Genomic DNA, 10,685 nt, shown 5'->3' on the forward strand with positions numbered 1-10,685 from the left:
GTGTAACGGAAGTAGGAACGGGGTAAAGCGGTGCCCCGATTGGTCCCCTTTGAGGGTGATTTGAGGGGTCGGGTGGTGCACGGGTGTGTGACACGAACAGCCGCGACACGCCCTGAAGGTGTGGCGGGCCTGTGAGGTGACTGTGGATCAGGTATCTGGGGTCGGGTGTCAGGTGCCGGGTGTCAGGAATCGGGTGACGGAGGGTCAGGTCAGCGGCAGTCGGTACAGTCCGCCCGGCAGCGGCTCCACCAGGCCGTCCGCGACGAGACCGTCCAGGGCCCGGGCCCGCTGGACCGGCTCGTGCCAGACCCGGTCGAGCACCGGCTGCGGGACGGGCGCGTGGGCCTCGCGGAGCACGGCGAGCAGCTTGCCGCGGACCTGCCGGTCCGTGCCGGCGTACGTCTGCCCGCGGCGCGGTGGCCCCTCGTGCGCGGGCTTGCCCGCGAGCCGCCAGGCGCAGTGCGCGGCGATCGGGCAGCGCGGGCACGACTCGTTCTTCGCCGTGCACACCAGCGCGCCGAGCTCCATGGAGGCGGCCGCCCAACGGGCCGCCGTCCCCTCGTCCTCGGGCAGCAGGGCGCGGGCCAGACGCCGCTCGGCGGCGGTCGTGGCGTTCGGCGGGTACTGCACACCGGTGACCGCGCGGGCGAGTACCCGGCGGACGTTGGTGTCCAGGACGGCGTGCCGCTGGCCGTAGGCGAAGGACGCGACCGCCGCGGCCGTGTACTCGCCGATGCCCGGCAGGGCGAGCAGTTGCGCGTGCTCGGTCGGCACGTCGCCGCCGTGCCGTTCCGTTATGGCGACCGCGGCGCCGTGCAGGCGCAGGGCGCGGCGCGGGTAGCCGAGCCGGCCCCAGGCGCGGACGGCCTCGCCCGGTGCCTCCTTGGCGAGGTCGGCGGGCCGGGGCCAGCGGTCGAGCCACTGCTCGTAGACCGGCAGCACACGGCTCACCGGCGTCTGCTGGAGCATGAACTCGCTGACCATCACGCCCCAGGCGCCGGCATCGGGGCGTCGCCAGGGCAGGTCGCGGGCGTGGTCGTCGAACCAGGTGATGACCTGGGTGTGCAGAGTCGGGCCGAGGGAGGTGCCGGAGGCCTCGGCGCCGGCGGGCGTGCCGGTGCCCGTCCGGGCACCGGTGGCGTTGGCCGGGGTGTCGGGGCTGCTGTGCGAGGGCATTGTGGGCGCAGTCATGGCCTTCCGATCCTGCCACGTGGGGGTGGACGGCCGTGTGACCCGGCGCGGGCCGGTGTCGTCACGAACCGTGCCCGGGTGATCACGGCAAGGCCAAAGCGGCCCGTGAATATGGGCGTTGCCGTGATGATGATCCGGAAAAGTTGTCGTCGGCGCGGCGGGTGGGGGCGGGGAAGCCGACGATCTCTCGTACAGTTTGGGCCGTGGGATCTCTGCGCAATCCGGTCGGTCCGCTTCCCGCCTCCATCTACTGGCGACGGCGGCTCGTCATGCTGTCCGTGGTCGCCCTGCTGGCGCTGCTGATCGTCTGGATCGTCCCCCTGGGGGGCGGGGGCCGCAAGACCAACGGTGAGGGGCCGGACGGCAAGCATCCGGCGCCCTCGACCTCGACCATCACGCCGGGTCCCTCCGGTTCCGGTCCCGCGATCAGCCAACACCCCGGCGGCCGGGCAGAGTCCGGCGGCGGTGACTCCGGTGGATCGGGGTCCGGGACCGGCGACACCGGTGGCACCGGTGACACGGCCGGGTCCGACGGCGGGAACGGGGGCGGGAACGGAGACGGCGCCGGTTCCGGCTCCGGTTCCGGTTCCGGCGGGTCCGCCGGCAGCGGGGACGAGGGCGCCAAGGGCGGCGGCGGTCCGGGTGCGGTGCTGCCCGCCGGCAGCGCGCTGCCCAACTGCACGACGAACGCGGTCAAGTTGACGCTGCGCAGCGTGCACAACTCCTACGGCCCCGGCCAGACGCCGGTGTTCGAGCTGACCGCCGCGAACTCCTCCGGCAGCGACTGCAAGATCGATCTCGGTCCGAAGTCAGCGGTGGTGACGATCAGCCAGGCCGAGAGCAGCTCCGCCTACTGGTCCTCGGCCGACTGCCCCACGACGGCCGGGAGCCGGCTGTACCGGGTGCCGGCGGGCAGCGACATCACCTACACCGTCCACTGGGATCGCAAGCCGAGCGCCCCGCAGTGCGCGACGCCGCCGGCCGGGTCGGCCGGGGCGGGCACCTACCTGGTCGAGGCGAAGGTGCCGGGGTACGCGAAGCAGCGGACGTCGTTCGTCCTGTCGGAGGACTGAGCGGACCCGGGCCGACCGGGCCGAGGGTGACCGACGAGAGCCAGGGTGGTCAACGGTCACCGAAGAAGCCTGAGGCGGGTCGGCCGTGGCCGGCGCCGGTCAGACGTAGCGCTCCAGGATCGACGACTCCGCCAGCCGCGACAGGCCCTCGCGGACGCTCCGCGCCCGCGCCTCGCCCACACCGTCCACCGTCTGGAGGTCGTCGACGCTCGCGGCGAGCAGTTTCTGCAGGCCGCCGAAGTGCTCGACCAGGCGGTCGATGATGGCGCCGGGCAGCCGGGGAACCTTGGCCAGCAGGCGGAAGCCGCGCGGGGAGACCGCGGAGTCGAGGGTCTCCGGGGAGCCGGTGTAGCCCAGGGCGCGGGCGACGGTGGACAGTTCGAGCAGTTCGGCGTGGGAGAGCTTGTCCAGCTCGGCCAGGGCCTCCTCGACCGTGCGGGAGCGCTTGGCGGTGGGCTCGGGAACGTAGTCCCGCACCACCAGTTCGCGCTCGGGCTCCACGCCCGCGATCAACTCGTCGAGCTGGAGGGCCAGGAGGCGGCCGTCGGTGCCCAGCTCCACCACGTACTCGGCGATCTCGGTGGCGATACGGCGCACCATCTCCAGGCGCTGCGCGACCGCCGAGACGTCCCGGACCGTCACCAGGTCCTCGATCTCCAGCGCCGACAGCGTGCCCGCCACCTCGTCCAGGCGGAGCTTGTAGCGCTCCAGGGTCGCCAGGGCCTGGTTGGCGCGGGAGAGGATCGCCGCGGAGTCCTCCAGGACGCGGCGCTGGCCGTCGACGTAGAGGGCGATCAGCCGCATGGACTGCGAGACCGAGACCACGGGGAAGTCGACCTGCTTGCTCACCCGGTCCGCCGTACGGTGCCGGGTGCCGGTCTCCTCGGTCGGGATCGTCGGGTCCGGGACCAGCTGCACGCCCGCGCGCAGGATCTTCGACAGGTCGGACGAGATCACGATGCCGCCGTCCAGCTTGCACAGCTCCCGCAGCCGGGTCGCCGTGAACTCGACGTCCAGGACGAAACCGCCCGTGCACATCGACTCCACGGTCTTGTCGGCGCCGAGCACGATGAGCCCGCCGGTGTTGCCGCGGAGCACCCGTTCGAGGCCGTCCCGCAGGGCCGTGCCAGGTGCCACGGCGCTCAGGGAGGCGCGCATCAGGCCATCGGCGCCGGAACTCCCGCCGGACTTTCCGGGAGCTGCTGCCCGGTCGTTGGCTGCCACTGCACTCCTCCGGTCGCAGGTTCTTCAGGCGCTGCCGTTTCGCACACTCGGTTCGTACGGACGGGCGAGACCAGGGCAAAGTCTACCGGCGCTCCTCCTGCTCCCGTGGGGCGTCCCGGCGACGCGAGCGGGGCAGGACCCGCAGCGCGTCGCCTATGTCGGCCACTTCCAGGACCTTCATCCCCGCCGGGACCTTGCCCGGGTCGCTCGGTACGAGGGCGTGCGTGAAGCCCAGGCGGTGGGCCTCGGCGAGCCGGCGCTGCACTCCGGTGACACGTCTGACCTCGCCCGCCAGACCCACCTCGCCGATCGCGACCAGGTTCTTCGGCAGCGGGGTGTCGCTCGCCGCCGAGGCCAGCGCGAGGGCGACCGCGAGGTCCGCGGCCGGCTCGGAGAGCTTCACCCCGCCGACCGTCGCCGAGTAGATGTCCCGCTTGCCCAGCGCGCTGATCCGGCCCCGCTGCTCCAGCACGGCCAGCATCATCGAGACCCGGGAGGTCTCCAGGCCCGACGTCGTGCGGCGCGGGGAGGGGATCTGGGAGTCGACGGTGAGGGCCTGCACTTCCGCGACCAAGGGGCGGCGGCCCTCCAGGGTGACGGTCAGGCAGGTGCCGGGCACGGGCTCCGCCCGGCGGGTCAGGAACAGGCCGCTCGGGTCGGCCAGGCCCGTGATGCCCTCGTCGTGCAGTTCGAAGCAGCCGACCTCGTCCGTCGCTCCGTAGCGGTTCTTGACGCCGCGGACCAGGCGCAGGCGCGCGTGCCGGTCGCCCTCGAAGTGCAGCACCACGTCGACCAGGTGCTCCAGCAGGCGCGGGCCCGCGATGGCACCGTCCTTGGTGACGTGGCCCACCAGGAGCGTGGACATGCCGCGTTCCTTGGAGGCGCGGATCAGCGCGCCCGCGACCTCGCGGACCTGTGCCATGCCGCCGGGCGCGCCGTCGATCTCGGGCGAGGCGACCGTCTGCACCGAGTCCAGGATGAGCAGGGAGGGCTTGACCGCGTCCAAGTGGCCGAGGACGGCGGCCAGATCGGTCTCGGCGGCCAGATACAGGTGGTCGTCGATGGCTCCGATGCGGTCCGCGCGCAGGCGGACCTGGCTCGCGGACTCCTCGCCCGTGACGTAGAGCGTGCGGTGCTCGTCGCTGGCGGACTTGGCCGCCACGTCCAGCAGCAGCGTGGACTTGCCGACTCCGGGCTCGCCCGCGAGGAGGACGACGGCACCGGGGACCAGCCCGCCGCCCAGGACCCGGTCGAGTTCGGGCACGCCGGTGGAGCGGGCGGTGGCCTGGCGGCCGTCGACCTGGCCGATGGGCACGGCGGAGGTGGTGACCCGGCCCGGCGTCGTCGTACGGACCGCGGGCGCGCCGTACTCCTCGACCGTGCCCCAGGCCTGGCACTCGGGGCAGCGGCCGAGCCACTTGGCCGTCTGCCAGCCGCACTCCGTGCAGCGGTAGGACGGGCGGTCCTTGGTGGTCTTGGTACGGGCAGCCATGGAGAAAACCGTAACCGCCGGCACCGACAGCCCGGTCGCCGGTGGCCCGGTGCGGGCCCCGCGCCGGACCCTGTGCCGGACCCGTGCCGAACCCCGTGCCGAACCCGGGGCCTGCCCCGCGCCCGGCAGTCGTCGGGCGGGCACACTCGAACGGGTCATGGAACCCAAGGTTCCGTTCCCCTTACGAGGGATCGTTTCACCCGTACGGATTAAAAGTGCTCAAGGTGCACAGAGGGACGATCCCGGGCCGCCTACGGTCGCACAGGTGATGAGCAGCAGTCCGGACACCTCGACCCGCACGACCGGTGCGCACCGGGCACACCGCGAGGCGCGCGACCGCGCTGCCGCGCAGGCCGTGGCGCGCCGCCCGCCCGCGCGCTACGAGCCTTATCTCGACGGCCTGTTCACCTACTGCCTGTCCGTGCTGTGCGACCACGAGGCGGCGACCGCCGCCCTCGGGGACGCGCTGGCGTTCGCCGAGCGGCGCGGGCAGCGCGGACCCGGGACCGCGGGCGAGCGCCGGGCCTGGCTGTACGCGCTGGCCCGCTGGGCGTGCCTGCGCAAACTGGCCGAGGCCAAGCAGAAACGTCAGGGCACGCACGCCGCGGGCCGCACCGGCGACGACCGGCACGCCGGCGCGCGGGCCGTGCCGCCGCCCGTGCCCGACGAGGTGCGGCGGGAGCGGCGCCGCGAACTCGCCCAGCTCGCCTGGCCGGAGGCCGCCGGCACCACCCCGGAGCAGCGCGAGGCGCTCGAACTCGCCGTACGCCACCACCTCGCCGCACACGAGGTCGCCGCCGTCCTCGGCATGGGCCTCGCCACCGCGCGGGAACTGCTCGCCGCGGCCGCCTGCGAGGTGGAGCGCACCCGCGCGGCGCTCGCCGTGGTGGAGACCGGCACCTGCCCGAGCGTGTCCCGCCTCACCGGGGACAGCCGGCTCGTACTCGGCACGGCACTGCGGCGCGAACTCGTCCGGCACGTCGACGACTGCCCGCGCTGCCGCCGCACCGCCGAGCGCGCCCTGCCCGGTCAGTGGCCCGGCGCCACCATCACCCCCGCCGAACTGCCCGTACTGCCCGCGCCCCGCGCGGCCCTGCACAAGGCCCTGGCCCACCACCCGCGCGCGCGGAGCACCGCTCCACGTTTCGACCGGCGCGGCTTCCCGATGGACCCCAAGGACCGCGCCGCCCGCAGGGACCGGCTCCGCGCGCGTGCCGTCACGACCACGGTGGTGGCCACGGTGGTGGCCGCGCCGGTGCTGGCCCTGTGGGCCGCCTACCGCGGAGGCCCGGCCGACGAGGGCCCCGACGGTCCCGCCGCCAGCGCGCACGAGGGGCACGGTCCCGGCGTCCTGGGCGGCGACGGGGCCGGCAGAGGCTACGAGAACACCGGCAACGCGGGGCCCGGGCCCGACACCCGCTTCGGCAAGAGCGGCGGGCCGGACGTCTCCGTGGAGGTCATCAGCGTCACGGGCACCGGCCACAAGGACGGCCGCCTGACGGTGAGCGCCGACAACACCGGTGACACCACCCTGATCACGCTCACCGCCGCCGGGCCCGGCCCGGTCCACTGGTCCGCGTCCACCGGAGCGGCCTGGCTCTACCCGAGCCGCTCGTCGGGAACCCTCCAGCCCGGCGAGACGTTGACGATCAAGGTGTACGTCGACCACCTGCGCGAGCCCTCCGGCCGCTGGAGCGCGCGCGTGGCGATCGCGCCCGCCGGTGCCGTCGTCTCCATCGACGGCTACGGCACGGCACCCAGCCCCTCCGGAGCCGGGCCCAGGCACCCGGCCGACCCGCCCGCGACGTCCGGCCCACGCCCCACGCCGACCACTCCGGCGCCCTCCGAGCCCCCACCCACCCCGACCGACCCGCCGCCGACGACCGACCCCACGCCCACTCCCACTCCCACCGAGCCGTCGCCGACCGACCCGGACAGCCCGCCCCCGCCGTCCGCGGGCGGCGACACACCCGGCGCGTCCGAGGGCCGGCCGGGAGGACGGCGCGAGGGCAGGGCGTGCGACGGCTCGGGCCGGCACGCCAAGCGCGACCGCGGATGCCCGGCCCCGGCCTCTGCGGGCGGCCGCCGGTAGCGGGCCCCGACCGCCGGCGTGTCCGCCGCCGGCGATCGGGCCCGGGCACCCGCGAGGCCTTCCGGCGAGTCACCGAGGCGGCGGCCGGTGGCCCGTCAGACGGCCGGATCCGCCGGATGCGGCGCCACCAGCGGCAGCCCGGAGGCCAGACGCTCCTCGCACAGCTCGACCAGGCGGTCGTAGCCGGCCTTGCCCATCAGCTCGGTCAGCTCGGCCCGGTAGGAGACGTACACCGGCTCGCCCGCGCCGTGCGCCGACGTCGCCGAGGTGCACCACCAGTGAAGGTCGTGGCCGCCCGGACCCCAGCCCCTGCGGTCGTACTCCCCGATCGACACCTGCAACACGCGGGTGTCGTCGGGCCGGTCGATCCACTCGAAGGTCCGCCGGATCGGCAGCTGCCAGCACACGTCCGGCTTCGTCTCCAGCGGCTCGCGGCCCTCTCTCAGGGCCAGGATGTGCAGCGAGCAGCCCATGCCGCCGGCAAAGCCGGGCCGGTTCTGGAAGATGCACGAGCCATGGAAGGGGCGCGTCTGCCGGGAGCCCTCTTCGTCCTCGGACACCCAGCCGTTCTCCATGCCCTCGGCATGGTTCTGCCAGATGTCCGGTGTGAGCCTCGCCACGTGCTCGGCGACCCGCTTCTCGTCGTCCTCGTCGGAGAAGTGGGCGCCCAGGGTGCAGCACCCGTCGTCCGCGCGGCCCGCCTGGATGCCCTGGCAACCGCTTCCGAAGATGCAGGTCCAACGAGAGGTCAGCCATGTCAGATCACAGCGGAAGACCTGCTCGTCGTCCGCCGGATCCGGGAACTCCACCCACGCGCGCGCGAAGTCGAGCCCCTTCTCGTCGGATTCCGCGCCCCGCTTCTTCGGCTTCACTGCTTTCGCCGGGTTCGCCGATTTATCGGTCTTCGCCTTTTTCGTCTTTGGCACCCGTCCAGGGTAAGTCGCCGGGCAACCGCGCCGGGACCGTCCCGAGCAGTGCCTCGCACACGGCACCGGGGGCGGACGACGTGCCAGGTGGCAGTAGCGTTCCGTACATGAGACTCGGTGTCCTCGACGTGGGCTCGAACACGGTGCATCTGCTGGTGGTCGACGCGCACCCCGGCGCGCGCCCGCTGCCCGCGCACTCGCACAAGGCCGAACTGCGGCTCGCACAGCTCCTCGACGCGAGCGGCGCGATCGGCTCCGACGGCGTCGACAGACTCGTCGCCGTGGTCCGCGAAGCGCTCCAGGCCGCCGAGGACAAGGGCGTCGAGGACCTGCTGCCGTTCGCCACCTCCGCCGTGCGCGAGGCGGACAACGCCGACGACGTCCTCGCGCGCGTGCAGGAGGAGACCGGGGTCAGGCTCCAGGTGCTCAGCGGTGCGGAGGAGGCCCGCCTCACCTTCCTCGCCGCCCGCCGCTGGTTCGGCTGGTCGGCCGGGAAACTGCTGGTCCTGGACATCGGCGGCGGCTCCCTGGAGATCGCCTACGGCATCGACGAGGAGCCCGACGCGGCCGTGTCGCTGCCGCTCGGCGCGGGACGGCTCACCGCTGGCTGGCTGCCCGGCGACCCGCCCACCGCGGACGACGTCAGGGCGCTGCGCCGCCATGTACGCGCCGAGATCGCGCGGACGGTCGGCGAGTTCAGCCGCTTCGGCGCCCCCGACCACGTCGTCGCCACCTCGAAGACCTTCAAGCAGCTGGCACGGCTGGCCGGCGCCCCCCGCTCCACCGAGGGGCTGTACGTCCAGCGCGAGCTGAAGCGGGAGTCCCTGGAGTCGTGGGTGCCGCGGCTGTCCGGCATGACGGCCGGTGAGCGCTCCGAACTCCCCGGTGTCTCCGACGGCCGGGCCGGACAGCTCCTGGCGGGAGCCCTGGTCGCCGAGGGCGCCATGGACCTCTTCGGCGTGGAACGCCTGGAGATATGCCCGTGGGCCCTCAGAGAGGGAGTGATCCTGCGCCGTCTCGACCACATGGGATGACGAAGGCCACAACGGCGGTCGCGGGCCCCGCCCCCACCCACCGCACCCCGTAACCTGTCCCTCGTGGTGGAACCCGAATCCGTACGCATTCCGGATGCGAAGGTCGCGCTTTCGACGGCCTCCGTCTACCCGGAGTCGACGGCGACGGCCTTCGAGATCGCCGCACGCCTCGGATACGACGGCGTCGAGGTCATGGTGTGGACCGACCCGGTCAGCCAGGACATCGAGGCGCTGCGCAGACTCAGCGACTACCACCGGATACCGATCCTCGCGGTGCACGCCCCCTGCCTGCTGATTACCCAGCGGGTGTGGTCCACCGACCCCTGGACCAAGCTCCAGCGCGCCCGAGCGGCCGCGGAGAAGCTCGGCGCGAGCACGGTCGTGGTCCACCCTCCCTTCCGCTGGCAGCGCCAGTACGCCCGTGACTTCGTCGCCGGGGTCTGGCGGATGGCGAACGAGACGGATGTGCGCTTCGCGGTGGAGAACATGTACCCCTGGCGCTACCGCGACCGCGAGATGCTCGCCTACGCCCCCGGCTGGGACGTCACGAAGGACGACTACCGCCACTTCACGATCGATCTGAGCCATGCCGCGACGGCCCGTACCGACGCGCTCCAGATGGTCGACCGCATGGGCGACCGGCTCGGCCATGTGCACCTCGCCGACGGCAGGGGCTCGGCGAAGGACGAGCACCTGGTGCCCGGCCGCGGCTCCCAGCCCTGCGCCGAACTGCTGGAACGTCTCGCCACCAGTGGTTTCGACGGCCATGTCGTGATCGAGGTCAACACCCGCCGGGCCATGTCCAGCGCCGAGCGCGAGGCCGACCTCGCCGAGGCCCTGGCCTTCACCCGGCTGCACCTGGCCTCCGCGGTGAAGGTGCCCGGGCGATGACCGGAGCCACCACCCGCCGCCGTGGCCGCCCTCGCCGCGAGGAGGCCGCCGACACCCGCGACCGCATCCTGACCGTGGCCCGCGAGGAGTTCTCCGAGCGCGGCTACGAGAAGACCTCGGTACGCGGCATCGCCAAGGCCGCCGGAGTCGACTCCGCCCTGGTCCACCACTACTTCGGCACCAAGGAGCAGGTGTTCGAGGCGGCGATCGAGGTCGTCCTCGCGCCCGCGCTGAACGCCCCGGAGGCGCTCGTCGACGGTCCGCTCGACGGCGTCGGAGAGCGGTTCGCCCGGTTCTTCTTCGGCATCTGGGAGAGACCGGCCACCCGTACGCCCCTGCTGGCGATCGTCCGCTCCGCGCTGAGCAACGACACCGCGGCGGCCGTCTTCCGCCGCCTGATCGTCTCGCAGCTGCTGCGGCGCATCGCCGGCCGGTTCGACCTGCCCGACGCGGAGCTGCGCGCCGAGCTGGCGGCCGCGCAGCTGGTGGGGTGCGCGATCCTGCGGTACGTGATCAAGGTGGAGCCGCTGGCGACGGCGGACGTGGAGCAGATCATCGAGCGGGTGGCACCCGTGGTGCAGCGGCACCTCACGGGGACGTGACGCCCGGACGGCTTTCGCGTGCCTCTGCCGCTTCGGGATGGGTAGCCCCGCCGCCGGTGTGGGCGCCTCTGCCGCTTCGGGATGGGTAGCCCCGCCGCCGGTGTGGGCGCCTCTGCCGCTTCGGGATGGGTAGCCCCGCCGCCGGTGTGGGCGCCTCTGC

Annotated in this window: 9 protein-coding genes; 5 read left to right on the forward strand and 4 right to left on the reverse strand. The window is 73.5% G+C overall.

All coding sequences use genetic code 11. The features are described 5' to 3' along the window. Positions 1-204: 204 nt before the first annotated feature. A complete protein-coding gene (locus tag ACFY3J_RS25770; RefSeq protein ID WP_384175003.1) occupies positions 205-1,191 on the reverse strand; it encodes an A/G-specific adenine glycosylase in 987 nt (328 codons plus the stop codon). A 203-nt stretch (positions 1,192-1,394) separates the two neighbouring features. Here ACFY3J_RS25770 and ACFY3J_RS25775 point away from each other — a divergent pair, with 203 nt between their 5' ends. Next, positions 1,395-2,264, forward strand: a complete 870-nt coding sequence (locus ACFY3J_RS25775; RefSeq protein ID WP_384175005.1) for a hypothetical protein — start codon at positions 1,395-1,397, stop codon at positions 2,262-2,264. A 99-nt stretch (positions 2,265-2,363) separates the two neighbouring features. Here the strand turns inward: ACFY3J_RS25775 and disA are convergent, their stop codons facing one another. Together disA and radA are read right to left on the reverse strand one after the other, a co-directional pair. Beyond that, positions 2,364-3,488, reverse strand: coding sequence for a DNA integrity scanning diadenylate cyclase DisA (gene disA / locus ACFY3J_RS25780; RefSeq protein ID WP_384175006.1), 1,125 nt, complete (start codon positions 3,486-3,488; stop codon positions 2,364-2,366). Positions 3,489-3,570: 82 nt separating this feature from the next. Continuing rightward, the gene (gene radA, locus ACFY3J_RS25785; RefSeq protein ID WP_384175008.1) at positions 3,571-4,980 is read right to left on the reverse strand and encodes a DNA repair protein RadA; all 1,410 of its coding nucleotides are present in this window, start codon (positions 4,978-4,980) and stop codon (positions 3,571-3,573) included. 268 nt (positions 4,981-5,248) lie between these two features. On the opposite strand from radA, the gene ACFY3J_RS25790 reads away from it, so the two are divergent. Continuing rightward, positions 5,249-7,072 (forward strand): hypothetical protein, encoded by a 1,824-nt coding sequence (locus ACFY3J_RS25790; RefSeq protein ID WP_384175010.1) that lies wholly within the window; start codon positions 5,249-5,251, stop codon positions 7,070-7,072. Positions 7,073-7,167: 95 nt separating this feature from the next. Here the strand turns inward: ACFY3J_RS25790 and ACFY3J_RS25795 are convergent, their stop codons facing one another. Beyond that, positions 7,168-7,998, reverse strand: coding sequence for a hypothetical protein (locus tag ACFY3J_RS25795; RefSeq protein WP_384175012.1), 831 nt, complete (start codon positions 7,996-7,998; stop codon positions 7,168-7,170). Positions 7,999-8,105: 107 nt separating this feature from the next. Here ACFY3J_RS25795 and ACFY3J_RS25800 point away from each other — a divergent pair, with 107 nt between their 5' ends. The 3 genes from ACFY3J_RS25800 (at position 8,106) to ACFY3J_RS25810 (ending at position 10,525) form a co-directional block, all read left to right on the forward strand. After that, positions 8,106-9,032: a Ppx/GppA family phosphatase gene (locus tag ACFY3J_RS25800; RefSeq protein WP_384175014.1), complete on the forward strand. Its 927-nt coding sequence runs from the start codon at positions 8,106-8,108 to the stop codon at positions 9,030-9,032. A 63-nt stretch (positions 9,033-9,095) separates the two neighbouring features. Further along, a complete protein-coding gene (locus tag ACFY3J_RS25805) occupies positions 9,096-9,923 on the forward strand; it encodes a sugar phosphate isomerase/epimerase family protein (protein WP_384175016.1) in 828 nt (275 codons plus the stop codon). Beyond that, complete coding sequence (locus tag ACFY3J_RS25810) at positions 9,920-10,525, forward strand: TetR/AcrR family transcriptional regulator (protein WP_141359561.1); 606 nt, start codon at positions 9,920-9,922, stop codon at positions 10,523-10,525. The genes ACFY3J_RS25805 and ACFY3J_RS25810 overlap by 4 nt, the downstream gene beginning before the upstream one ends. Positions 10,526-10,685: the final 160 nt, after the last annotated feature.

The sequence above is a fragment of the Streptomyces sp. NPDC001231 genome (assembly GCF_042896885.1).
GTDB lineage: Bacteria > Actinomycetota > Actinomycetes > Streptomycetales > Streptomycetaceae > Streptomyces.